At 42.8% G+C, this 25359-nt stretch carries 19 protein-coding genes; 13 read left to right on the top strand and 6 right to left on the bottom strand.

From position 1 onward, the window contains the following. Positions 1 to 152 precede the first annotated feature (152 nt). From DW036_RS01720 to DW036_RS01710, 3 genes are read right to left on the bottom strand one after another with little or no spacing between them, the layout of a single operon-like run. Positions 153 to 1859, bottom strand: a complete 1707-nt coding sequence (locus DW036_RS01720; protein ID WP_118460813.1) for a family 43 glycosylhydrolase — start codon at positions 1857 to 1859, stop codon at positions 153 to 155. Beyond that, positions 1856 to 4180, bottom strand: a complete 2325-nt coding sequence (locus tag DW036_RS01715; RefSeq protein WP_118460811.1) for a TIM-barrel domain-containing protein — start codon at positions 4178 to 4180, stop codon at positions 1856 to 1858. The genes DW036_RS01720 and DW036_RS01715 overlap by 4 nt, the downstream gene beginning before the upstream one ends. 10 nt (positions 4181 to 4190) lie before the next feature. After that, on the bottom strand, positions 4191 to 7055 hold the full coding sequence (locus tag DW036_RS01710; RefSeq protein ID WP_118460809.1) for a glycoside hydrolase family 3 C-terminal domain-containing protein: 2865 nt from the start codon (positions 7053 to 7055) through the stop codon (positions 4191 to 4193). 214 nt (positions 7056 to 7269) lie between these two features. Between DW036_RS01710 and DW036_RS01705 the strand changes: the two genes are divergently transcribed. Then, positions 7270 to 9867 carry a hypothetical protein gene (locus tag DW036_RS01705; protein WP_118460807.1) on the top strand — a complete coding sequence of 866 codons (2598 nt, stop codon included), beginning with the start codon at positions 7270 to 7272 and terminating at the stop codon, positions 9865 to 9867. 87 nt (positions 9868 to 9954) lie between these two features. Here DW036_RS01705 and DW036_RS01700 read toward each other — a convergent pair whose 3' ends face one another. After that, positions 9955 to 11190 (bottom strand): glycoside hydrolase family 71/99-like protein, encoded by a 1236-nt coding sequence (locus tag DW036_RS01700; RefSeq protein WP_118460805.1) that lies wholly within the window; start codon positions 11188 to 11190, stop codon positions 9955 to 9957. 25 nt (positions 11191 to 11215) lie between these two features. Further along, on the bottom strand, positions 11216 to 13645 hold the full coding sequence (locus DW036_RS01695) for a glycoside hydrolase N-terminal domain-containing protein (protein ID WP_118460803.1): 2430 nt from the start codon (positions 13643 to 13645) through the stop codon (positions 11216 to 11218). 564 nt (positions 13646 to 14209) lie between these two features. Between DW036_RS01695 and DW036_RS01690 the strand changes: the two genes are divergently transcribed. From DW036_RS01690 to DW036_RS01655, 8 genes are all read left to right on the top strand, one after another. After that, positions 14210 to 15457: a glutamate-5-semialdehyde dehydrogenase gene (locus DW036_RS01690; RefSeq protein WP_118460801.1), complete on the top strand. Its 1248-nt coding sequence runs from the start codon at positions 14210 to 14212 to the stop codon at positions 15455 to 15457. A 75-nt stretch (positions 15458 to 15532) separates the two neighbouring features. Further along, positions 15533 to 16486, top strand: a complete 954-nt coding sequence (locus tag DW036_RS01685) for an acetylornithine carbamoyltransferase (RefSeq protein ID WP_007660534.1) — start codon at positions 15533 to 15535, stop codon at positions 16484 to 16486. Between the two features lie 190 nt (positions 16487 to 16676). Then, entirely contained in the window at positions 16677 to 17318 is a 642-nt protein-coding gene (locus DW036_RS01680) for a PASTA domain-containing protein (protein ID WP_118221831.1), read from the top strand. Between the two features lie 56 nt (positions 17319 to 17374). Further along, complete coding sequence (locus tag DW036_RS01675; RefSeq protein WP_118460799.1) at positions 17375 to 18448, top strand: RluA family pseudouridine synthase; 1074 nt, start codon at positions 17375 to 17377, stop codon at positions 18446 to 18448. Beyond that, the gene (locus DW036_RS01670) at positions 18445 to 19419 is read left to right on the top strand and encodes a D-alanine--D-alanine ligase (RefSeq protein ID WP_007660537.1); all 975 of its coding nucleotides are present in this window, start codon (positions 18445 to 18447) and stop codon (positions 19417 to 19419) included. The genes DW036_RS01675 and DW036_RS01670 overlap by 4 nt, the downstream gene beginning before the upstream one ends. A gap of 73 nt (positions 19420 to 19492) precedes the next feature. Then, entirely contained in the window at positions 19493 to 20650 is a 1158-nt protein-coding gene (locus tag DW036_RS01665) for an acyltransferase (protein WP_118460797.1), read from the top strand. Between the two features lie 8 nt (positions 20651 to 20658). After that, complete coding sequence (locus tag DW036_RS01660; RefSeq protein ID WP_118460795.1) at positions 20659 to 21348, top strand: NigD-like C-terminal domain-containing protein; 690 nt, start codon at positions 20659 to 20661, stop codon at positions 21346 to 21348. Position 21349: 1 nt separating this feature from the next. After that, positions 21350 to 21739 (top strand): rhodanese-like domain-containing protein, encoded by a 390-nt coding sequence (locus DW036_RS01655; protein ID WP_117707097.1) that lies wholly within the window; start codon positions 21350 to 21352, stop codon positions 21737 to 21739. Between the two features lie 95 nt (positions 21740 to 21834). Here the strand turns inward: DW036_RS01655 and rpmH are convergent, their stop codons facing one another. Next, positions 21835 to 21996, bottom strand: coding sequence for a 50S ribosomal protein L34 (rpmH, locus tag DW036_RS01650; RefSeq protein ID WP_002558970.1), 162 nt, complete (start codon positions 21994 to 21996; stop codon positions 21835 to 21837). Between the two features lie 189 nt (positions 21997 to 22185). On the opposite strand from rpmH, the gene efp reads away from it, so the two are divergent. The 4 genes from efp (at position 22186) to radC (ending at position 25094) form a co-directional block, all read left to right on the top strand. Further along, a complete protein-coding gene (efp, locus tag DW036_RS01645; protein WP_118460793.1) occupies positions 22186 to 22752 on the top strand; it encodes an elongation factor P in 567 nt (188 codons plus the stop codon). Between the two features lie 166 nt (positions 22753 to 22918). Next, positions 22919 to 23308 (top strand): DUF1016 N-terminal domain-containing protein, encoded by a 390-nt coding sequence (locus DW036_RS01640; protein ID WP_118460791.1) that lies wholly within the window; start codon positions 22919 to 22921, stop codon positions 23306 to 23308. Positions 23309 to 23398: 90 nt separating this feature from the next. After that, entirely contained in the window at positions 23399 to 24388 is a 990-nt protein-coding gene (locus DW036_RS01635) for a glycosyltransferase family 2 protein (protein ID WP_118460789.1), read from the top strand. 19 nt (positions 24389 to 24407) lie between these two features. Beyond that, a complete protein-coding gene (radC, locus tag DW036_RS01630) occupies positions 24408 to 25094 on the top strand; it encodes a DNA repair protein RadC (RefSeq protein ID WP_118460787.1) in 687 nt (228 codons plus the stop codon). Positions 25095 to 25359: the final 265 nt, after the last annotated feature.

Raw genomic sequence — 25359 nt, 5'->3', positions numbered from 1 at the left:
GATTAATCGAAGAAAAATAGACTTCAAACAAAGGTTATTCTTAGATTATATATTATAATTAAACCTCTCATAAAAACAAAACTTGTGGCTATACAACCCATAAATAAGTTATATAACCACAAGCTTTAATTAAAGATTTCTGTATTGATCAGTTATTGGCTTACACCATTCTCATTAAAAGCACTAATAGAGAAGTAATATTCAGAATCTCTATTGAAATAACGGGCCTCATATTGATTTTCGTAAACTACCATAGAGTGAGTCAATTTCTCTTCTTGTGTTCCCCAGCGTAAAATATACCCTGTTACATTTTCCTGCGGATTCCATGTAAACCGATAGATACGTTTATCATTATTATCACGTGAAGCTTGGAATCCTGTAACTCCGGCAGGCGCCTTACCTCCACCTTGACCAAAGACACGCAAATCGAACAGAGAAAAACTTCCTTCCATATCTTTAGTATTACAGATTTTCAGATATTGCACTTTCGCAGGAACATTCAGAGTATGCAGTTTATGAGGAGCATCCTGCATATTCTTTTCTTCATCCACCAGACGAGTCCAGTCTTTGCCATTTGTAGAACCTGCTATATAATATTGATAAACCACAGGATCATGGGGCGCATGTACATTGAAATTATGATCTGCGAAATTCACCTGAATAGCATTCACTTCCATTGTTTTTCCAAGATCAATTTGCAGCCATTCACCGACATTGCCTGTTTGAGCAGCCCACCAGGTTTCCACCTGTTCATCATTAGCCAATTCTGGTTGATAGCCTTCAAGGTGTGAAGACGAGGATACTTTTTTCTTATATGAAAGCAAGTTCCACCCCATACTAATATCTTCCTTTCCAAAATCGACCTTCCGATCAGGAATACAGAAAGGATAATCAGCAAAAGTTGTCAACGCATACATACCATATTTCTCAGAAACAACTACCGGAAATAAACCTAAACGACGTTCAAACCAATGACGAACAGAAATAGTCATAGATGCTACATGCCAGTAATTACCATATTTATCTTTGAATGTATGTCCATGACCAGCACCACCGATGAAACCTCCGGGCTTAAAAGAGAATGGATTGTCTTCCACATATTCAAACGGGCCTAACGGATTATCACCAACATAATTACCATCACCATAAATACGGTATTGAGTACCGGGAGCTGCATATTGCAAATAATAGCGACCATTATGTTTCAGCACACATGGCCCTTCATTCCAACCTTGACGTGGTTCTTCATTGTTCTTACCAGGAACTTCCCAACCATATTTATCACAATTATGTTGAATCAAAGCTTTAGGCTCTCCAATGGCTCGGAAGCCATCTTTAGGATCCACTTCTACTCCCACGATCGGATCAACATCCGAACATCCCCAATAAAGATATACTCTTCCATCATCATCCCTAAAGAAAGCTGGATCATGTTGACGATAAGTCAATTTTGTATCTACTTCTTCCCAAGTGTCCTTTTCAGGGTGAGCGTTTTTATAAATACGGGTGTTTCCACTGGATGCCGTAAAATAAAGAGTATCACCATAAACAAGGATGGTCGGAGCATAATCTTCCATCGTTGGAATGGTTGTACAAGGGATATATTCCCATTTTGCCAAATCCTCAGAACGCCAGTATCCACCGGATTTAGAGGCGAACATATAATAATATCCTTTAAAATATTCCAGTACAGGATCGGCCGCTTCACGCCGTGACTCATCATTAGGTTGAAAACGATAGTTCAGATCAATGGGATTGGTTACAATTCTATCATTCTTAACCGGAGCCTGTTCCGAAGTACAACTACTTATCAGTCCTGAGACTAAAGCCATACTCACTAATTTCGCTAATTTCTTCATGGTAGTTTTATATTTATTTTTTTTCCTTGGTATTCCACATTTACAGTATATGACTCATTATCCAACCCTAATCCGTCTTGTCCATTTACAAGAACAATATGAAATTTACGTTCTTGCAACATACCATCATAGCTACCTTGACGAGAATGAATAATCAGTTTTCGCTCCTTATCATTCCACGTCATACGGATAGTGGAATATTTACCTTTTTCATAATTATAATTATCATCCTCATCTTCATACAGAGTAAATTCTCCATTAGCTCCCGGATAAATACGAAGCTGTAAATCGTCCCATGGTTTCTCTGTTGCAAACTGAACAGCAGGACCAACAGGAATGATAGAACCTGCTTTCACATACAATGGGATAATATCAACAGGTGTTTCACGGGTGATTTCACGTCCACCGTCTTGAACTTCTCCAGTCCAGAAATCAATCCACTGGGTTCCTGCCGGCAAATATAGAGAGCGGCTTCTGGTCTCACTGGTAACTGGAGCTACTAATATAGATTTTCCAAAAAGATATTCATCACCCAAATCCAGCACTTTCTTATCTTCAGGGAAATCAGAGAATAAAGCACGCATCAAGCTTCCACCTTCAGAAGTAATCTTCCATGAAGTTGAATAAATATAAGGCAACAGGCGATAACGGAGATTGATCATTTTCTCTTGTGCATCGAAAGCCCAATATCCACGTTCACCAAACATGAAGATTTCACGAGGCGTGTTTGTACCATGCGAACGCATCATTCCAGTAAAAGTAGCAAATTGCATCCAGCGTACATACAATTCATGGAATGCCGGCTCCTTTACACCTTCCGGAAATTTGTTGGCAGAGAAGAAACCACCAATATCCGAGTTCCAATAAGGAATACCTGTCAAAGAGATATTTAACGCTGCAGGTATCTGATTACGTAACACACCCCAATCAGAAACCACATCACCCGACCACGCTTGTGCAGCATAACGTTGTTGACCGGCAAAAGCAGAACGAGTCAGAATAAAAACACGCTTATCAGAAGTTTCCTGTCTTTGATGATCATATACACCTCCCACGCTCACAATCGGGAAAGCATTACGGACCTTGCGGAAAGAGCCCAGATAAGTCTGAAAGTCCAAATCACCCTCTTTTATCGGACCATGTTCCGGTTCGGTTGCATCCAGCCACCAGCCATCCATTCCGAGGCTGAACATATTCTTATTCATATATTTCCAGTAGATATCTCTTGCTACCGGATCATAGGTATCATATACTTTCACTCCATTATTCTGTGGAAAAGTCTCATGCGCCATCAACTTATTCTGTGCTTTCAATTCTGCATAAATCCCGCTTTCCGGACCAAAAGAAGGCCATACTGAAATAATGGCATGAGCATTCAAACGATGTACTTCTTCCATCATCTTTTTAGGATCAGAGAACTTCGGGTTACGGAACTCAACTGCATTCCAGTCTTTATGATCCTCACCCCAATAACGCCAATCCTGAATGATACCATCCAAAGGAATTTTTAAATCACGATACTTCCTGACCACGCCTACCAACTCATCCTGACTAACATAGCGTTCTCTTGATTGCCAAAAGCCATAAGTCCAAAGAGGGAACATAGGAGCTTGCCCAGTTAGTTCACGTAATCCAGCCACAACTCCATCCGCTCCACCACCATAAACAAAGTAATAATCACACAAATCACCCACTGCCGAATCAAAGGTCATACCCTCTGCATTATCAGTGAAAGTTGTGGGAGAATAATTATCCCAGAATAAAGCATAACCTTTGATAGAATGAACCAAAGGAATACAGATTTCGGTATTGGCTTGTTGCAAAAATAAAGTTTGGTTACGCTGATTCATCCGCCCCTGCTGGTGTTGTCCCAAACCATAAATAGCCTCATCACTATCCAACACGAAAGTCTGGCAAACCTGATAGGTAGAATTTCCCGCATCATTGAATGGAATAAAATCAATAGAAGAAGGCTTCTCAGTTAACAAGACTTTACCATCCTTATCAGTAAAACGAACTTGTTTTTGGGCAATATCCATAATTGCTACTAATTCGGAAGTAGAAAGAACCACTTCACCTTTTGTCTCTTGCAATTTGTATTTTACCTTTTCCGGTTGCATAGTGACAGACAATGATTGTTTATCAGGTGTCTTTCCGACTGGATATTTCTTCACGCGAATGATAGAAGAAGAAAAACATTCCAACTCTATACAAGTCGTTTCAGTCTCTACTTTTACCCCATTTGGAGTACGCAGCACAGATTGCCCCCATAACGGGACAATCTGTACACAGATACATAAGAATGCTAATAGTTTTCTCATAGTATCAAAATTATATAGATAACACTTTATATTTGGTAGTAAATACAACTGGAGCCGTATTCTCCTTATCCACACTGAAAGGTATCAGTTTCTCTTCTCCCGGAGCTAACTCATAATGAACGTTATCGCCTACTTTATTACCCCCGACATACATTTCAATTTTTCCTGTATCCATCAAAGTCCCATTGTTTTTGACAGACACCCAAATAGTCTTCTGATTCTTTACCAAGTTTTCTTCCACTTTGAACAAAGTCAAACCGAAATCTGCTGCAAATTCATGAGTATATTCAAGCATACCGGACAAACCTTTCTTGGAATCTGCATAACCCACACTATCCTTAATACGGTCTTTGGCCACATACTGAGGACTTACACCTCCAACTAAGATTTTAAAGGCACCTTTCTCTATAACCCGGTCCATATGATCGTTCAACAATGATAGTTCATAAGGTGTCAGTTCAAAAGAAACCGTTTTCGCTTCACCCGGTTTCAGATGAATACGGGTAAAGTCTTTCAACTCTGTAATACGTGTCTTCACACTGGCATACATATCCGTTACATACAGTTGTACCACCTCATCACCGGCCCGTTGACCTATGTTCTTCACAGTAACCTGCACTGAAATATTACCATTTTCTTTTTCCTGTACTTTCAGACCAGAATATTCAAATGAAGTATAACTCAAACCATATCCGAAATAGTAAAGAGGATAATATTCCATATCCGAATATTCATAACGACGACCGGAAGTTTTAAAGTTATAATAGAGAGGGAGCTGACCTACGTGACGTGGGAAAGTCATCGGCAAGCGACCGGCAGGATTATAATCACCAAACAGCACATCTGCTGTTGCCGGACCACCTTCTTGTCCCGGCAACCAATTCACGAGGATAGCTTTACACAGCTCTGACGCCTTAGACAGATTATAAGGACGCCCTGCCTGAAGAATCAATATAACAGGTTTTCCGGTTGCACAAACGGCTTCCAATAATTCCTGTTGTTTACCCGGCAAAATCAAGGTTGCGTAATCATGGTTCTCACCGGATGTCTTATATACATCTGTCGTAGCCTCACTGGTTGAACAATCTCCCAAAACCAATAGCACCACATCTGATTGTGAAGCTACTTTTACTGCCTTTGCAATATTGTTTTCACCCAAGCTTGTAAAATCACAACCTTGTTCATAAACCACTTTTGTCTGCTTTCCTACCGCTTGTTTGATACCAGTCAACACAGATTTCAACTGGCCAGGTAGAAGTTTAGGAGTATAATCACCGGGCTGAAGATCATCTGCACCGGGACCTAACACAGCAATCGTACGCATGTTTTTAGACAGAGGCAGAATATTATCCTTATTCTCTAACATTACGATCGATTCGCGGGCAGCCTGACGTGCCATTTCTTTATGACTATCCGAATTCCACCCCGGATAAATTTTATTCCAGTCCAACGGCTTGTTTGGTGCTTTTTCAAACAACTCATTGCGGAACATCATACGCAACATTGTGCGGCACACTTCTTCAAGATTCTCCATATTGATACGTCCATCTTTTGCGGCCTGTATCACCTCCTTATCATTATAAGTATCACCACAGTTCGTAGCGATACCAGCAGCCAAAGCTTGATTAGCAGCTTCTATTTTATCTTTAGCTGTATAATGTTTACGGGCAGTCAAGTTACCTATAGCACCACAGTCGCTAACGATAAAGCCGCTGAATCCCCATTCCTCACGCAAAATATTATGTAGTAATTCTCTACTTTTAGCTACCGGCACACCCAGGAAATCCGAATAAGCCATCATCAAAGATTGGCAATCATAGTTACGAATCACATGACGGAACGGAACCAGATGTACTTCGCGCATTTCACGTTCAGACAATCCTATATCATGAGAATCGCGCCCTCCCAACGGAGCACCATGACCACCAAAATGTTTCGGAGTAGTATACAACCCCATAGACTGGTAGCCTTTAATCCAAGCTCCACCAATTTGTGACACCAAAACCGGATCTTCTCCAAATGTTTCCTCACAACGTCCCCAACGGGCATCCTGAGCTACATCCAGTACCGGAGACCATGCCTGCATAGTACCTGCCGAAAGAGTTTCATTGCCAACTGCCATCGCCACTTCTTCCGTCAACTTCTTATTCCAAGTTGCTCCCATTCCCAGGGCTTGGGGGAAGATAGTAGCTCCACTACCATATGAGAAGCCATGTACAGCTTCCACCTTTGTAATGGGCGGTACATATAAGTGAGGAATACCAGGAATCCCCCAGCCTTCACGTATCAGTTCCATTTTATCTTCCGGTGTCATCACAGACAATAGACTTTCTACACGTTCTTCCACCGGAAGCGTAGGGTCCATATAGCGTAGCGAAGTCTTTTCTCCTTTCAGGTCTTTCAATTCCTTATCAGCTAAAAGAACAGATACTTCCTTTACCATAAAAGGTTTAACACGATCACCTCCCTTAAAAGCCAACCGGACATGTGCCCCATATTTAGGTGAGAACTTCAACCGCATCTCTTTAGCGCTACCCTGTATCTGATAATCGACAGGCACTCCCAAATTCATAGGATCATATGTAACAAAGATATTCATCAGTTGCTTTAAGTCTTCTTTAGAAACACCTTGCATCTGAACCCCAAGTTCACATACATCACCAGAGGTCTGGATAGTAAACATCAACCATTGGTCTGTTTTCAAGTCCTGCCCACTAACTTCCCACATTGTCTTTTGATCCTTATCAAAAGCTAACGAAGCTTTTTCCACATTAGTGGATGCTGAAACGGATAAAATATCACTTGGCTGCTGAGCCATTAGAAAAGAGCAGGATAATATTCCTGCAAATAAGAATAAGTGCCTTTTTAAATTCATATTATCAGATTTTAATCTATTTATACTGCAAAGTAAGCGGCAACCGCTTAATAAAATGATAAAACAATAATTAATGAAACATTAAAATCCACTTAATGAATCACTTTTGCAGAAAAAGCGAAGCCTGGCTGTAATAATTGCATAAATAAGTAATCGGTTTTCACTAAAAAGCATTACTTTTGTACGAGCTAATACTTCATTAAGAACATACAAAATGAAAAAGACACAATCTATTATCTTTCTTCTGTTGATGTGTATGCGTTCAGTCGCTCAGCTTCCTGAATATGGTTTGCATATTCAATCCTACCCGCTTCAGAATTCTGAGTTTACCAGTATGGTATTAGAAGATGGAAAGCCCATAGAGACTAAAGGAGACAAAATTACCCTGAGCTTTAACCTCTGGGTGAGACCCGATAATGTATTCGGAACCGTATTCCGCATCATTACTGAAAACAATAAGAATGTCGATCTGATGTACAGTGTCAGCGAAAACGACAGACGCTTCCCTATTCTGGTCACCGGAGATGCAGTATACCCCATTCAAAAAGAAGTGAGGCGTGAAACTTGGATTTCAGCCAGCCTGACCCTCGATGTTAAAGAGGGAAATATTACCGTATTATATGATAGTACGGAAATCAATGTGAATTACCCCGACTTAAAAGGTACGCAGAAACTACGCTTTGCTTTCGGTTATTGTCCCTATGAGGGTTTCTCTTTAGCCGATGTAGCTTCCGTTAATTTAAGAGATATCAGTATCAAGCGCGGATTGCAGGAAATACGTTTGTGGAAAATGGCACGCCACAATAAGGAAGTCTGTTATGACGAGATTTCCCACAGTCCGGCTTCCGGCAAGAATACCCGTTGGATTATAGACCAGTATATCACCTGGAAGAAGATTCATTCACAGCAATTCAAATCTTCTCCCTCTATAGCATTCGATCCTACTGTCGGAACTTTCTACATAGCCAACAATAAACAAAAGCTGTATGTTTTCCATACGGATGAAAGGATAACTGACACCATTCAGGTAAAAGGCGGCGAGTTCGTAGCCAACTATCCCAACCAGTTGATATATCTACCAGAGCAACATCAGTTGTTATCCTACAACCTGAATGAAAATCTATATTCGTTCTTTGATCCTGTTTCGCAAAGCTGGAAAGGAACACAGGCAGCCGTACAGGAACATGACTATTGGAATAATACACTCGTTTATAATCCGGCCAATTCTTCATTGATCAGCTTCGGTGGATATGGACATTATCACTATAATAATAAGCTATTAATCTGCTATCCTTATGAAGATACCCCGCAGCGTCACCTCAATCTGACAAATATTCATCCCAGATACTCTTCCAGTTCTGTCATAGTTGACAGCACACTTTATATCTTCGGAGGACGCGGTTGCCCATCCGGACGGCAAGAATTATCTCCCCGCAACTATTATGACTTGTATGCTGTCAATCTTTTGACCCAGCAAGCCAATAAACTATGGGAACTCACCCAGGTTCCGGATGGAGGAGACTTTCAGCCCAGTGAGAATATGGTTTATGATCCCGAAAAAAAATGTTTTTACTTCTTCAGTACCCAGCAAGGTGGTACGTTGATGAAAATTGATACTCAAACACCTCATTTCGAGCTCATGTCATTGCCTATAGGACTGAAATTAGAGGCTCAGTATATGTATACCAACATATACTATTCCCCTAAACAAAAGAAGTTATATACAGTGATTCACCGAGCTGAAGTAAGCGGAAAAGCTGATATAGATATCTATGAACTGAATTTCCCTCCGATTCCTATTTCATCCTTTAAGCAGCCGGATGTGGTTGCAGACAATGCCGGTCAAAACGATCAGTCATCTATATGGCTGTACATTATAGTCGGAATACTGGTTATTGCCGGAATGGGAATTCTCTATTATAGAAAGAAAAAGGCTGAAATAAATCGGGTCAAGACCGCTACCGGAAACAACAAGAAAGCGGAAACAAACAGTCTCCAATCAGAAACAGCGAATGGCTCTCTAATCAATGATAGATCTGAGATAAAAATAGAAATGCCCATACACACAGAGACAACAACATTCCACAACTATGATTTCTCCAAGGGATGTGTTTGTTTCTTTGGTGGTTTCCATGTTGTGGATAAAGAAGGCAATGATATTACAGCCTTATTTACTCCAACCCTTAAAGCCTTATTGATATTGCTTGTGCTCTATACCGGAAGAGACTCCAAAGGAATCATTGGTCATAAACTAATCCAACTATTATGGTATGACAAGACGGATGAATCTGCCAAGAACAACCGTAATGTATATATGAGTAAACTACGCGGTTTATTGGAAAAAGTAGGTGATATCAAAATATTGAATCAAAATGGCTTCTGGAGCATACAGTTTGAAGAAGGAACAATTTGCGACTATCTGGAAGCACTTTATTTATATAAAGAGAATAATAGTCAGAACTTAGAGAAGCTGCTCGAGTTATTGCTACGTGGTATGATGTTACCTAATATGGAAACCGATTGGATTGATACGTTTAAAAACGATTTTTCAAATAACACCATTGATCTGCTTTGCAGATTACTGAAGCGGGAAGACCTCTCGGAGACGTTAAAGCTAAAAATTGCAGATACACTATTCCAACATGACTATATCAACGAGGAAGCTCTTTGTGTAAAATGCCGTATTCTTTGTCAGCAAGGTAAGAAAGGGCTTGCCAAGACTGTCTATGATACTTTCTGCAAAGAATATGTTGCTTCACTGGGAACAGAATACAAGTTCTCTTTAATGGAAATTATCGACGAACAAAACTGAAACAAATAGATACTCCAAAAGAAATGTCTGACCTGGATACTCCCAAGTCAGACGTTTCTTATATTATAATCCGGATTCTACTTTGATTTATTTGCGTTCCGGTTGTTTCATTTCCAACGGTTTTTCTTTACGCAACATTTTACCGGCCTGACCTACCAACCATAAATAATGGTCACTTCCAATCCCTTCTTCAATGGGCACAAATGTACTGGCACCAACAGGAACTTTCTTAGCGCACTTAAAGATGGCTGTACCCTCGTCTATTTCATCAAACATGGCTACGTAAATCATCTCAGCCCCTTCTTTGATAGCACCGGATAACTGTTTCCAGAGGAACGAACCCTTATTGCGTGGTATTTGCACACTATTCTCATGACCTTTCATGTTACGCCAGGAGAAGCCCGGAAAAGCCAGAGGAGCATAGTCTACTTTATTTTTCTTAGCCCAGGCAATATCATCTTTAATCAGTTTCTGATAACGGGGATATGAATTCTCATTATAGCGTCCCACGAACCACGGCATCACAACATCACACCGTTTTATCAATTCATGTAAGCGAGGGTCCGACTCGGTATCACCATTCAGTTCACGCCAATGCGTAGGTACTCCCAGCATTACACTAAACCCCTGTGCTTTCAGACCATTAATAATCTTTTCTGCTTCGTTCAGACCATAACGGCGACGGTCATTGAACCCTACACCCCAGATTGTAACCAGTGGTTTCCCATTATGATACAGATAGGACGGGTTCTTAGCATGATCCTTTAAAGCATGGCGCTGAGATATGTCGGCAATATCCTTTAGCAGAACCTCTTCATCGCCGGGACGCATACCACTCAGATCATACATCACGCAAATGGCCCGTTCATACTTATTAGCAGCCTTCATAGCTGAATTCAGTACTACGTTGAAGTGATTCAATCCGCTCTTATTACGAATCTCGCCTACAAAGCGTTGCATAAAAACTCCATCCAGTCCGTACTCTTTCATCCATCTGAAGTGAGTATCCACCGTAGATTCATCATGCGAAGAGAAAGTATAAGCCGGAGTACCATCGGCAAACTTGAATTCCGTTTTATACAGTTTCTTGTACTCCGACACTTCGGGCCAGAAATCAATCGTACAAGAACCGGGACGAAAACCGTCGTGCCCGGTATAGTGATACCAACCACGGCCGGCGCCGTCATCAGGGGCATTGAACCACCCCTGATAACCGGCCATCACCAATCCTTTGTACGAATTATACTGCTTGCCAGCAGCTTGTGCTGTAACACCTATTGAAAACAGCAAACATACAATAAACCAATTTATTCTTTTTACCATAACCTATTTCATTTATATCGCCTTTTTAAAAAGCTCTTTGCAATGTGTACTTTTCTCCCGGTCGAGTCTGTATATCATACTCATATATCCTGTACAAGATGGGGTACTGTGCCTTTAGCCCTTCGGCCACCAAGGGTTCCTTGATATCTCCACGTTTCATCAACGGGTTCGGATTATCACCTTTAGCCTCTTTCAGACCAGCACCTTCCAATGGTACATACGAACGTATACGCAGATTTCCACCGATACGTGAAGTTACAGTAGCCGTCGTCAGCTCACTGCCATCCCAGTCCATATCAACTTCAAAAGCCCCACGTGCCACCAGACCTTTCACACTACCTTTGCTCCATGCCGTGGGCAGGGCAGGCAACAGGTGCAGAGCTTCATCATGGCTTTGAAGCAACATTTCGGCCACGCCTGCCGTAAAACCGAAGTTTCCGTCAATCTGGAAAGGCGGATGTGCATCGAACATATTCGGATAAGTACGTCCGTCAGGATTACCCTTCTCCACCAGCTTCAGCATATTTTTGATAATCGTATACGCATGATCCCCGTCGAGCAGGCGTGCCCAAAGATTGATTTTCCAACCGATGGACCATCCCGTAGCCATATCACCTCGATAGAGGAGCGAACGCTTGGCGGCCTGGAAAAGCTGCGGATGGGCATAAGGAGAAATTTGATTACTTGGGTAAAGTCCGTACAAATGAGAGACGTGACGGTGATCATTATTCGGATCATCGACATCGGCAAGCCATTCCTGCAACTGGTTATGTTTACCTATCTGCATAGGAGGCAAGCGCTTGATCATGCCTTGCAGGCTATCGCAATACGATGTATGGTCGGGATATAACAACTTCGTGGCGGACAGTACCGAAGTCAGTGCATCCAGTACAATCTGAGTGTCCATGGTACATCCGGCGGTCAGCATGGTTCCCGTTCCCGGAGGACCTTGCTCGGGAGACATGGACGGCACACAAACCATCCAACCGTACTTAGGATGCTCTACCAGGAAATCGAGGAAGAAATCGGCTGCCCCTTTCAAAGCCGGATAAGCAGTCTGCAAGAAAGCCTGGTCACCTGTATAAAGATAATGTTGCCACAAGTGCTGACTGAGCCACGCACCGCCCAAAGGCCAAACATACGAAGCACCATCCACCGGACCGGCCATGCGCCACAAGTCCGTATTATGATGCACCGTCCAACCCCGACAATCGTACAAGGTACGCGCAGTGCCTTGTGCCGACTCGGACAGTTCTTTCACCATCTGGAAAAGAGGTTGATGCATTTCGGACAAATTGGTTACTTCTGCCGGCCAGTAGTTCATCTCTGTATTGATATTGATGGTATATTTTCCATCCCACGGAGCCAGCAATTCATGATTCCAGATGCCTTGCAAACCGGCAGGTTGCCCACCGGGTTGTGAAGAAGAGATAAGCAAATAACGTCCGAACTGGAACATCAGGGCTACCAGTCCCAGGTCTTTTCCCTCGTTAAAGTGCTTAATGCGGTAAGAAGTTTCTTCCTTGCTGGAAGCACCTATATTCAGTGAAACACGTCCGAACAGCTTTTGATAAGTCTCCTCGTGAGCGGCAAGGGCCTGTGCATAGGGGCGTTTCATGGCCTGCGACAGGAATTCTGTTGCACGGCGGGTTTCATTAGCACTTACGTCTTTATAATTGACAAAGTTGGTGGCAGCGGTTACATAGATCACTGCTGCGTCTGCTCCTTTCACTTCGATACAGTCGTTGGTGACGTTGATTTTGCCTTTCTCGGCCTTTATCTGCGTACGGGTTTCAAAGCGGATGGCACCCGGAATGCCTTCGTGTGCAGAGCCATGTCCGGACAGCAGCAGGCTTTTACCGTTCTTTTTTATTTCGTATTCTTTATACGGAGTGCTATATCGAGTGGTAAAATTGACTGCTCCCGGTTTGTCGGCTTCGATACGCACAATCAGAGCATTATCTGCCAAGGATGTAAACACGGTACGGATATAGTTTACTTCACCTATTTTATAGCGTACGGAGGCTATTGCCTTCTCCAAATCCAGTTCCCTGCGATAATCGGAATAGTCGGCGTGTCCATCAAATTCCAGCATCAGGCTACCAATGGTTTGAAATGGCATGCCGTGTTGTCCGGTAAAAAAGTTGTCGGCAATCATTTTTTCAGCTTCCTTCTCACGTCCGGAGAAAAGCAACTCCCTAACTGTGGGCAATACACCGAGTGCTTTCGGACTATCATTCCGGTGCGGACCACCACCCCAAACGGTCTCTTCATTCAGCTGTATCTGCTCGTTAACTACTCCGCCATAGACCATGGCACCTAAACGCGAATTACCCAGAGGTAATGCTTCAGTCCATACTTTAGCCGGCTGCTTGTACCACAGCTTCAGATCGTCAGCTTTGGCCATCACACAGCAAGCACACAGCAAGCACAGACTTATTAAACGGTTTTTCATGATTCTTAAATTTACATTTTCCAGATGCAAAGAAAAGCGTATCTCATTAATAAATTCAATGAAAATGCATTAATATCGACTTAAAATTATATTAATGCATAATCGGACGATGAAATTTACTCAAAATGGAAAAGGAAGGAATAAAGGAGTGATAAGGTGGTAGGGTGATAGGGTGATAAAGTAGCTGCGTTATATATCGCAGGGATTTGTCAGAATTTATCAATAGCATTATGAACTTTTGTAACTTTCTGATTATCAACATCGTTAAACCATACTCTATTCAGTATACGACTGAACTCTATTAAGTATACGACTGAATGGCATTCACTATACGACTGAATTAGGTTCAGTATACGACTATTTTAGAAATATACATCATTTGTAAATAACATGCACCACTATCCTGTTTTTTTAGTTCATAACCCGATAAAAATGAGAAAATGATATATAGAGCCCTGTCATCCCCTCCTTTCTCTACACATTCTTTTTCAAAGAGATAAAGCAGGCATTCCCAATATAATTACTACATTTGCAGAATAATCAACTACAAAAAGTACAAAGAAGATGGACTTAAACAAAGTATTTGCCACCGTGCAGGAAGCCAGTCGGGAATTGCTGTCGTTAAGCGACCGGGAAATCAATCAGATACTGCTGGCTGTAGCGGATGCCGCCTTGGCAAAGTCAGACTTTATTCTTGCAGAAAACAAGAAAGACCTGGAAAGGATGGATCCTAAAGATCCGAAGTACGACCGACTGAAATTAACCGCCGAACGCCTTCAAGGCATCGCCGCGGATACACGCAACGTAGCTACCCTCCCCTCTCCCGTAGGACATATACTGAAGGAGAATACACACCCCAAAGGAATGAGACTTAAAAAAATAAGTGTTCCATTCGGTGTTATCGGCATCATATACGAGGCTCGTCCGAACGTTAGTTTCGACGTATTCGCACTTTGTCTGAAAAGCGGCAATGCCTGCGTATTGAAAGGCGGTAGCGATGCTGACTACTCCAACCGGGCTATTATTAGCGTAATACACGAAGTTTTGGAACGTTTCCAAGTCAACCCTCATATCGTAGAATTATTGCCTGCCGACAGGGAAGCAACAGCCGAACTGCTAAATGCAAGGGGCTATGTGGATTTGCTTATTCCCCGTGGCAGCAGTAGCCTCATCAACTTTGTGCGTCAGAATGCTACCATACCGGTTATTGAAACAGGTGCAGGTATTTGTCATACATTCTTCGACCGCTATGGTGATGTGGAAAAAGGTGCTTCCATTATCAATAATGCCAAAACCCGTCGCGTCAGTGTATGCAACGCTTTAGATTGCCTGCTGATTGATGAAGAGCGCCTCAGTGACCTGCCGGTACTTTGTGCTCCGTTGCCAGATAGCCATGTGATAATCTACGCAGATACACATGCATACAACGTCCTGAAAGGCAGCTATCCCACCGATTTACTGAAAGAAGCTACGGAAGAAGATTTTGGAACGGAATTTCTGGATTACAAAATGTCTATCAAAACAGTCCAGTCTATCCGCGAAGCCATAGCACATATCCAAAAATACGGCTCCAAGCATAGCGAATGTATCGTAACGAATGATAAAGCTCATGCCGAACAATTCTGCCGTGATGTGGATGCCGCCTGTGTGTATGTCAACGTACCAACGTCCTTCACGGACGGAGCGCAGTTTGGACTGGGTGCCGAAATCGGCATCAGTACACAGAAACTTCACGCCCGCGGTCCGATGGCGCTGGAAGAGCTCACCACATATAAATGGATTATCGAAGGCGAAGGACAGATAAGGGAGTGATAAGTGGTAGAGTGATAAGTGATCAGCCAAAGCCCCCACCATAAATCATAAATTATAAATCATATAATATATAAGATGAAGAAGTTTACTTGTGTGCAGGACATCGGAAATCTGAAAGCTGCACTGGATGAAGCATTTGAGATTAAGAAAGACCGTTTCAAATACGTAGAGTTAGGACGAAACAAGACGTTGATGATGATATTCTTCAACTCAAGCCTGCGTACCCGCCTCAGCACGCAGAAAGCTGCAACAAACCTGGGTATGAATGTTATCGTACTGGACATCAACCAGGGAGCATGGAAACTGGAAACGGAACGCGGAGTCATTATGGACGGCGACAAACCGGAGCACCTGCTGGAAGCTATCCCCGTAATGGGTTGCTATTGCGACATCATCGGTGTACGCTCTTTCGCACGATTCGAGAATAAAGAAGATGATTACAACGAAATCATCATAAACCAGTTCATCAAATATTCCGGACGCCCTGTATTTTCAATGGAAGCAGCTACACGCCATCCATTGCAAAGTTTCGCCGACCTCATCACTATTGAAGAATACAAGAAAACGGCACGTCCCAAAGTAGTAATGACCTGGGCACCGCATCCGCGTCCATTGCCACAAGCCGTGCCCAACTCATTTGCAGAGTGGATGAATGCTACAGATTACGATTTCGTCATCACTCATCCCGAAGGCTACGAACTCGACCCGCAATTTGTAGGACATGCCCGCGTAGAATACGATCAGATGAAAGCATTCGAAGGTGCAGACTTCATCTATGCCAAGAACTGGGCTGCCTATGCCGGCGATAATTACGGACAAATTCTAAGTAAGGACCGCGAATGGACAGTAAGTGATCGCCAAATGGCTGTAACCAACAACGCCTACTTCATGCACTGCCTGCCTGTACGCCGTAATATGATTGTAACGGATGATGTCATCGAAAGCCCTCAATCCATTGTAATCCCCGAAGCCGCCAACCGAGAAATATCGGCTACAGTAGTATTGAAAAGACTACTCGAGTCACTTTAAAAAGTTATCTGGACAGCGGACATTGAACTATTATATAAATTTCGCCTTAGTTTGTCTTACACTCTAAGGCGAAATTTGTATTTTTGCTCAAAAAGCAAAGATAAGCTGCACCTCAGCATCAAAAATAAGCAAGCTTATTTTGTACTGCTTTCGGTTTGCATTATCTTTGCCCCAAATAACGCTAAGGATTATGACAATAAAAGAGTTTTTTTCTTTCCGACAGAATAAATTTTTCTGGGTAAACCTGATCGCAATGATTGTTGTGGTTGCCCTTGTACTGTTTGGAGTTTTGAAGGGACTGGATATATATACCCGTCACGGCGAAGCGGTAGTAGTTCCCAATGTAAAAGGCATGGGAGTGACTGAAGCCGAGAAAATGTTCCGCAACCAGGGGCTGACCTGTATTGTTTCCGACTCCAGCTACGTAAAGAACTTACCCGCCGGATGCATCCTCGAACATAGTCCTGCTGCCGGACAGAAGGTAAAAGAAGGACGTACCATCTATCTGACAATAAATACACTGAATGTACCTTTACAAATCGTTCCCGATGTAGCAGATAATAGTTCCATGCGTCAAGCGCAGGCACGCTTATTAGCTACCGGTTTCAAGCTGGCCGAAAACCAATACATACCCGGTGAAAAAGATTGGGTATATGGTGTAAAGTACCAAGGACGTACACTGACCAATGGCGAAAAAGTTCCCGTAGGTTCCACACTTACCTTAATAGTAGGGGATGGCGGAGCCTTAGCTCAAGAGGCAGATTCTACGAATACGGAAACCACAGGTACTGTTTCTTCCGGTGATTCTGCCACTGATGACTCTTGGTTCTAAACATCATATTCGGGGAATAAGCTACTTTCAATCAATAACACATAGAAAAACGAGGAATGATAGAAGAATTGCCGGATGACATAACGATTGATGATGACTTGGACGACGTAGAGCCTGTCGGTGATGAGGCACAACTCTATGAGCACTTCCGTGTGGTAGTGGACAGGGGACAGGAAATGATGCGCGTAGACAAGTATCTCTTCGATCGTCTGACAAATGCTTCACGCAACCGCATTCAGAAATCAGCAGAAGCAGGTTTTGTAATGGCTAACAATAAGCCTGTCAAAAGCAGCTACAAGGTAAAACCTATGGACGTCATTACCATTATGATGGACCGTCCACGCTATGAAAATGAGGTCATTCCCGAAAACATTCCACTCAATATTGTTTATGAGGATAAACACCTCATGATAGTGAATAAACCTGCCGGACTTGTTGTGCATCCGGGGCACGGTAACTACCACGGAACTCTGGTGAACGCCATAGCCTGGCACATGAAAGATCATCCCGATTACGATGCCAACGATCCGCATGTCGGTCTGGTGCACCGCATCGACAAAGACACTTCGGGTTTACTCGTTATAGCAAAGACACCGGACGCCAAAACCAATCTCGGTATACAGTTCTTCAACAAAACCACCAAACGTCGTTATCGTGCATTGGTATGGGGAATCGTTGAACAGGACGAAGGAACCATTATAGGTAACATCGGCCGGAATCCCAAAGATCGTATGCAAATGACCGTGTTGCCCGACGACCAGGGTAAACATGCTGTTACCCATTACCGGGTACTGGAGCGTCTGGGTTACGTCACCCTTGTGGAATGTATTCTCGAAACGGGACGTACCCATCAGATACGTGTACATATGAAACACATCGGCCACGTACTCTTTAATGATGAGCGCTATGGCGGACACGAAATTCTGAAAGGTACTCATTTTAGTAAATACAAACAGTTTGTAAACAATTGCTTCGATACTTGTCCACGGCAGGCATTACACGCAATGACGCTGGGCTTTGTACATCCCGCCACCGGTGAGGAAATGTACTTCACTTCTGAAATGCCCGACGACATGACCCTGCTGATAGACAAATGGAGAGGCTATATCAGTAACAGAGATTTAGAATGAAACGCACGATTGCTATCGTTTGCGGAGGTGATACCTCCGAATTTCAGGTTTCCCTGCGCAGTGCGCAAGGAATCTATTCCTTTATCGATAAGGAGAAGTATACATTATATATCGTCGAAATGCACGGACTCGACTGGCACGTGCAACTTCCTGACGGCAACAAAGCTCCCATCGACCGGAACGACTTCAGTTTTCAGGTAGATGGCAAGAAGGTAACATTTGACTTTGCCTATATCACCATTCATGGAACTCCGGGTGAAGACGGACGTTTACAAGGCTATTTCGACCTTCTTCATATACCTTATTCCTGTTGTGGTGTGTTGGCAGCTGCACTTACTTACGATAAATTTGCGTGCAACCAATATCTCAAAGTATTCGGTGTGCGTATTGCAGAGTCTTTAGTACTCCGTCAGGGACAGTCTATTTCCGATGAAGATGTAATAGAAAAGATTGGTTTGCCTTGTTTCATCAAGCCCAGCCTAGGTGGTTCCAGCTTTGGCGTAACCAAAGTGAAGACCAAAGAACAAATACAGCCTGCCATTGTTAAGGCATTCGGTGAGGCACAGGAAGTCTTGGTGGAAGCCTTTATGGAAGGTACGGAAGTAACCTGTGGTTGCTATAAGACAAAAAAGAATTCAGTAGTATTCCCTATTACGGAAGTAGTAACAGAGAATGAATTCTTCGACTACGACGCCAAGTATAACGGACAGGTTTCAGAAATTACTCCCGCCCGTATCTCCGACGATTTAACTCACCGAATACAGACTTTGACTTCAGCCATCTATGATATCCTGGGAGCTTCCGGCATCATCCGCGTAGATTATATTATCACTGCCGGAGATAAAATCAACCTGCTGGAAGTGAACACTACACCCGGAATGACGGCCACCAGTTTTATACCTCAACAGGTACGTGCTGCAGGTTTAGACATTAAAGATGTAATGACTGATATAATTGAGAACCAGTTTTAGTGACTAAGGGTTAATGATTAGTGATTGGCACTCAGCAGCTTCACTATTCACAACCAACTAAACGTTAATCATTATGAATATGGAATTTGATGAAATCCGCCCTTATCATGACGAGGAACTCCCTCAGATTTACGAGGAATTGATTGCCGATCCGGCTTTCCAGCAGGTGGCGTCTGCTGTCTTTCCAGAAGTTCCTTTTGAGGCGCTTGCGCAGAAAATGCGTGCTTGCAAGACAAAATTAGAGTTTCAGAAAGCATTCTGTTACGTTATTCTGAGAAAGTTTTCCCGAGATACGACTCAGGGAGTGACTTTAGACCATACAGCACAGCCAGAGCATGAATCTGCTTACACTTACATCTCTAACCATCGCGACATTATTCTTGATTCAGGTTTCCTGTCAGTAGAATTGATAGACAAAGGCATGAACACAGTAGAAATCGCCATTGGTGATAATCTATTGATCTATCCCTGGATTAAGAAGTTCGTACGTGTCAACAAATCCTTCATTGTACAACGCGCCCTGACCATGCGCCAGATGTTGGAATCCTCCGGACGTATGTCACGCTATATGCACCACACCATTAAGGACAAGAATCAATCCATCTGGATTGCCCAGCGTGAAGGACGTGCCAAAGACTCCAATGACCGCACCCAGGAGAGTGTGCTCAAAATGCTTGCCATGGGCGGGGAAGGCGATATTATTGATCGTCTGACTGAAATGAATATTGTTCCATTGGCCATTTCATATGAATACGATCCCTGTGACTACCTGAAAGCACAGGAGTTTCAGTTGAAACGGGATATACCGGATTACAAAAAGACACAAGCTGATGACTTGAAGAATATGCAAACCGGACTGTTCGGCGCAAAGGGACATGTACACTTCCAAGTGGCTCCCTGCATCAATGGAGAACTGGCTAAATTAGACCGTTCTCTTCCCAAGCCGGAATTATTCTCAGAAATTGCTGCACTCATAGACCGGAATATTCATGCGAATTATCGTTTGTATCCCGGTAATTACATAGCCCATGATTCTTTATCGGGTACTGAAACTTTCACCGGTCAATACACGGCCGGAGAGAAGAAGCATTTCATGGATTACATTGACCAACAACTTGCCCGCATCGAATTGCCTAATAAAGATATGCCGTTCTTGCGTGAAAAGATATTGCTGATGTATGCCAATCCGTTGACGAATTATTTGGCTACCCAAACTGATAATCCGAAATAGAATAAACAATGAAAGGTAAGTTACAATTTCCGGTTTCTTTATCCTGGCTTTTGCCTATACTGTTATGTGTACTGGCTTCCTGTAGCGATGATGATGACTACTATTATCCATCTGTGAAACTGGACTTCCTGACTGCCCAAGCAGGTGCCGACGGTAGTTTGCAGTCCATATTGACAGATGAAGGTGAGACGCTTGCAGTAGTGGAAGATGCATCAAACACACGTATAGATGCCAATTCTTCCCTCCGTATTGTCAGCAACTATGGCAAGGCAGCAACTGCCAATGGAGAGTCCGGAGCGAAATTGTATGCAGTACTGAAAGCAATATCTCCTGTTCCACAACCCGAGGATAAATTTAAAGATGGAATAAAACGTGATCCAGTAAATGTATTAAGCATCTGGATGGGCATTGATTACCTGAATTTAATGTTGGAAATCAAATCACAAAATAAAAGCCATGCGTTCCACTTTATAGAAGATGAAATCATCACGGACATAGAAACAGGAACCCGGACAGTACGCCTATCCCTCTATCATGATGATGGCGGAGATGTACAAGCTTATACCAAACGTGCTTATGCATCCGTCCCATTACGGCAATATGCAGAGGATGGAATCAACAAGATAACGGTTTATTTCAGCATCAACACGTATTCTGGCAAAGAAGCAACTTACGAATTTGAATATAATCCTCAATAAGATGAAAATGAATTCTTTTATTGCAGGCATTTGCCTGTTTTTCTCATCACTTTTCTCCTGTCAGCAGAAAGGAGACTTTAAGTCCGTCTCTGTGGAAGATTTCTCCACACTGATTGCCGATCCTGAGATGCAACGTCTGGATGTACGCACCTTAGCCGAATATTCAGAATCTCACATTCCAAAAAGCATCAACATTAATGTGCTTGATAAGACTTTTGCCGAAATAGCAGATTCAACCCTGCAAAAAGATAGACCAGTAGCCTTGTATTGCCGTAGTGGCAAACGCAGTAAGAAAGCTGCCGCTATCCTCAGTGAGAAAGGTTATGTGGTTTACGACCTTGATAAAGGTTTCGAAGAATGGAAGAAGGCAGGAAAGGAAATAGAAGAATAATATAGAGCAAGAAACAAATTGGCTCAAATAGAAAAGCCGCAAAGCACTTTATCAGTCCTTCGCGGCTTTCTTATTCTTTATTACAAAGAGTTTGCTTATGCTTTTACTCCGTTGTATTCGTCAGAAACAGTCAGTTTCTTGCGGCCTTTAGCACGACGTGCAGCTAATACTCTGCGACCGTTAGCGGAAGCCATTCTCTCACGGAAACCGTGTTTGTTTTTTCTCTTTCTGTTAGAGGGTTGAAATGTTCTTTTCATTACTGTATATTGTTTTATGTTATTATTTCACGTAATCGGGCTGCAAAAATAGGGACTTTTTTCAAAATAACCAAGAGTTAAGTCTTTTTCTCTCAAAACTTTTTGCGATTTTTACTGATTTCCATTACTTTTGCACCCGCAAAGCTCACTGAAGACAATTATATAACATCTAAAATAAAAAATATTAGTATGATTAATGCCCAAGACATTAAAATCGGAACTTGCATCCGTATGGACAACAAGTTGTATTTCTGTATTGACTTCCTGCATGTAAAGCCGGGAAAAGGTAACACTTTCATGCGTGTTAAACTGAAAGACGTAGTGAATGGTTATGTGCTGGAACGTCGTTTTAATATCGGTGAAAAACTGGAAGACGTACGCGTAGAGCGTCGTCCTTATCAGTTCTTATATAAAGAAGGTGAAGATTATATCTTCATGAACCAGGAAACTTTCGACCAACACCCCATTGCCCACGACCTGATCAATGGTGTTGACTTCCTGTTGGAAGGTGCTGTGCTGGAAGTAGTATCTGATGCTTCTACTGAAACAGTTCTTTATGCTGATATGCCTATAAAGGTTCAGATGAAGATTACTTATACCGAACCGGGTGTGAAGGGTGATACAGCTACAAACACGTTGAAACCTGCCACTGTAGAGTCTGGTGCAACTGTGCGTGTTCCGCTGTTCATCAATGAAGGTGAAACAATTGAAATCGACACTCGTGACGGTTCTTATGTAAGCCGCGTGAAGGCATAAGCCGGTTCCCGACTACATAGTACGATTATACAAACTGCCTGTCAGAAGAATTAAACACTTCTGGCAGGCAGTTTTTTTCTATAGGGGAGCAAAAGAATATACGATTGGGAAGATTATCGGAAAAGAATGATTTATCTTTGTAAGCAATAAGCAATAGAATTGCACCATGAGTAAACTGATAAAGACAGACAACGAATATAAAGAGTGGATAGGCGAACTGAAACAGCATATCCGCCAAAGTCAGATTAAAGCAGCGGTAAAAGTAAATACGGAGTTATTGAAACTATACTGGAGTATAGGAGGTGATATAGTCCGGTTGAAAGCGGAAGCAAAATGGGGAACTAACATAATGTCCCAAATTAGCTTAGACCTCAAAGAAGAATTCTCTAACTTAGGAGGATTTTCTGAAACAAACCTACGCTACATAAAAAGGTTCTATTTATTTTATGGACAGAATCAGCCCCAAGTTGGGGCTAAAATAAAATCAAAAAAGCAAGAACAACATAGTGGCACGATATACGCTGGATACAGCCAGCCTGCCCATCGGTATTTCTGAATATGAATTAAGTCAGCTTTACCCAAAAGATTTCAAGAGTACCCTGCCCAGCATTGAAGAAATAGAAAACGAACTAAAAGATTAATACCTATGAGATATTCCGTCATTATTCCTGTATATAATCGTCCCGATGAAGTGGACGAACTCTTGCAAAGTCTGACCGAACAAAGTTTCAAAGACTTTGAAGTCGTGATTGTGGAAGACGGTTCCTCCATCCCCTGCAAGGAAGTAGCGGACAGGTACCAGAAGCAACTGGACATGCACTATTATAACAAACCCAATTCCGGTCCCGGACAAACCCGCAACTATGGTGCCGAACGGAGTACCGGAGAGTATCTGATCATTTTAGATTCTGACTGTATCCTGCCCAAAGGCTATCTTACCGCCATCGAGAAAGAATTGCAGATTAACCCTGCCGATGCCTTCGGCGGACCGGACCGGGCACATGAGTCTTTTACGGATATACAGAAAGCTATCAACTACTCCATGACTTCCTTCTTCACTACCGGAGGCATCCGGGGAGGAAAAAAGAAAATGGATAAATTCTATCCACGCAGCTTCAATATGGGTGTCAAACGAGATGTATATGCTGCATTGGGGGGATTCTCTAAAATGCGTTTCGGAGAAGATATAGACTTCAGTATCCGCATATTCAAAGGCGGTTATCGCTGCCGGCTGTTTCCTGACGCATGGGTGTATCATAAACGCCGCACGGACTTAAAGAAATTCTTCAAACAAGTACATAATTCAGGGATTGCACGTATCAATCTGTATAAGAAATATCCGGAGTCTTTGAAAGTTGTTCATCTCTTACCCGCTGCATTTACATTGGGAGTAGCTATACTATTGCTTGGTAGTCCTTTCTGCCTTTACAGCCTGACGCCCATCGCTTTATATGCGCTACTGGTATGTGCGGATTCTTCCATTCAGAACCGAAGCCTGCGCATCGGCATCTATTCCATTGCCGCCTCCTTTATCCAACTTATCGGATATGGCACGGGATTCTGGAGAGCCTGGTGGAACCGCTGCATACTCGGCAAAGATGAATTCGAAGCCTTCAAAAAGAACTTTTATAAGTGATTAGCAATTCACAATTAACATGGAAAAACTAACTATCAACCAATGGGCGGAAGAAGACCGCCCGCGGGAAAAGATGATGCTGAAAGGTGCAGAAGCCCTGAGCGATGCCGAATTGCTTGCCATCCTTATCGGTTCGGGAAACACAGAAGAAAGCGCAGTATCACTTATGCAACGGGTACTTTCCACCTGCAATAACGACCTGAGTCAATTGGGTAAATGGGAAGTACAGGACTTCTCCCGCTTCAAAGGCTTCGGTCCTGCCAAAAGTATCACCATCATGGCAGCACTGGAACTGGGCAAACGTCGCAAACTACAAGAGCGTCCGGAACGCACCACCATCCGCTCTTCCAAAGACATCTACGAAATCTTCCACCCGCTTCTCTGCGACTTGGCACACGAAGAGTTCTGGGTTTTACTCCTCAACCAAGCCTCCCGCGTCATCGACAAATCCCGCATCAGCCGAGGTGGTATCGACCAGACTACTGCTGATGTACGCAGCATCCTGCGTGAAGCTTTAATGCAGCGTGCCACACAAATAGCCCTGATACACAACCATCCTTCGGGCAGTCCACGACCTAGTACAGACGACCAGTGCCTGACGCAACTTGTCCAGAAAGGAGCCCAAACCATGAACATCCGCCTCATCGACCATGTTATTGTAACAGACGGAGTATATTATAGTTTTAACGATGAAAGAATGATTTGAAATAAAGGGTTAAAAGGAGTCGCCCGCATCTCCCTTAGCGCCATTGCAAAAGATGGTATCTTTTACATCAGAGCAATAAAGGATGCAAATGAAAGGGAGTAATGTTTGATGGGAAAGGCTTTAATTATCTGTTTGCCGAGTATCTATAACAGGCTTTTTCAAAACCCGTTCTTTTGTAGTTTCAATTTATTTCTTTAGCTTTGCTTTAAGAAGATAGTCTGTGCTCGGCATAATGCAAATAAATTTGCTTCTGTTTTCAGTTTCA

Origin of the sequence: Bacteroides sp. AF39-11AC, from assembly GCF_003474285.1 — a bacterium.
Lineage (GTDB): Bacteria > Bacteroidota > Bacteroidia > Bacteroidales > Bacteroidaceae > Bacteroides.
This window is presented reverse-complemented; position numbering and strand designations above follow the sequence as displayed.

What these genes read in the sequence shown, in the direction of transcription:
- efp (WP_118460793.1), top strand. Translation starts at nt 22,186, where the DNA reads ATGATTAATGCCCAAGACATTAAAATCGGAACTTGCATCCGTATGGAC.
- DW036_RS01635 (WP_118460789.1), top strand. Translation starts at nt 23,399, where the DNA reads ATGAGATATTCCGTCATTATTCCTGTATATAATCGTCCCGATGAAGTG.
- DW036_RS01720 (WP_118460813.1), bottom strand. Translation starts at nt 1,859, where the DNA reads ATGAAGAAATTAGCGAAATTAGTGAGTATGGCTTTAGTCTCAGGACTG.
- DW036_RS01705 (WP_118460807.1), top strand. Translation starts at nt 7,270, where the DNA reads ATGAAAAAGACACAATCTATTATCTTTCTTCTGTTGATGTGTATGCGT.
- DW036_RS01665 (WP_118460797.1), top strand. Translation starts at nt 19,493, where the DNA reads ATGAATATGGAATTTGATGAAATCCGCCCTTATCATGACGAGGAACTC.
- DW036_RS01680 (WP_118221831.1), top strand. Translation starts at nt 16,677, where the DNA reads ATGACAATAAAAGAGTTTTTTTCTTTCCGACAGAATAAATTTTTCTGG.
- DW036_RS01660 (WP_118460795.1), top strand. Translation starts at nt 20,659, where the DNA reads ATGAAAGGTAAGTTACAATTTCCGGTTTCTTTATCCTGGCTTTTGCCT.
- DW036_RS01695 (WP_118460803.1), bottom strand. Translation starts at nt 13,645, where the DNA reads ATGAAAAACCGTTTAATAAGTCTGTGCTTGCTGTGTGCTTGCTGTGTG.
- DW036_RS01640 (WP_118460791.1), top strand. Translation starts at nt 22,919, where the DNA reads ATGAGTAAACTGATAAAGACAGACAACGAATATAAAGAGTGGATAGGC.
- DW036_RS01670 (WP_007660537.1), top strand. Translation starts at nt 18,445, where the DNA reads ATGAAACGCACGATTGCTATCGTTTGCGGAGGTGATACCTCCGAATTT.
- DW036_RS01675 (WP_118460799.1), top strand. Translation starts at nt 17,375, where the DNA reads ATGATAGAAGAATTGCCGGATGACATAACGATTGATGATGACTTGGAC.
- radC (WP_118460787.1), top strand. Translation starts at nt 24,408, where the DNA reads ATGGAAAAACTAACTATCAACCAATGGGCGGAAGAAGACCGCCCGCGG.
- rpmH (WP_002558970.1), bottom strand. Translation starts at nt 21,996, where the DNA reads ATGAAAAGAACATTTCAACCCTCTAACAGAAAGAGAAAAAACAAACAC.
- DW036_RS01690 (WP_118460801.1), top strand. Translation starts at nt 14,210, where the DNA reads ATGGACTTAAACAAAGTATTTGCCACCGTGCAGGAAGCCAGTCGGGAA.
- DW036_RS01685 (WP_007660534.1), top strand. Translation starts at nt 15,533, where the DNA reads ATGAAGAAGTTTACTTGTGTGCAGGACATCGGAAATCTGAAAGCTGCA.
- DW036_RS01710 (WP_118460809.1), bottom strand. Translation starts at nt 7,055, where the DNA reads ATGAATTTAAAAAGGCACTTATTCTTATTTGCAGGAATATTATCCTGC.
- DW036_RS01700 (WP_118460805.1), bottom strand. Translation starts at nt 11,190, where the DNA reads ATGGTAAAAAGAATAAATTGGTTTATTGTATGTTTGCTGTTTTCAATA.
- DW036_RS01655 (WP_117707097.1), top strand. Translation starts at nt 21,350, where the DNA reads ATGAAAATGAATTCTTTTATTGCAGGCATTTGCCTGTTTTTCTCATCA.
- DW036_RS01715 (WP_118460811.1), bottom strand. Translation starts at nt 4,180, where the DNA reads ATGAGAAAACTATTAGCATTCTTATGTATCTGTGTACAGATTGTCCCG.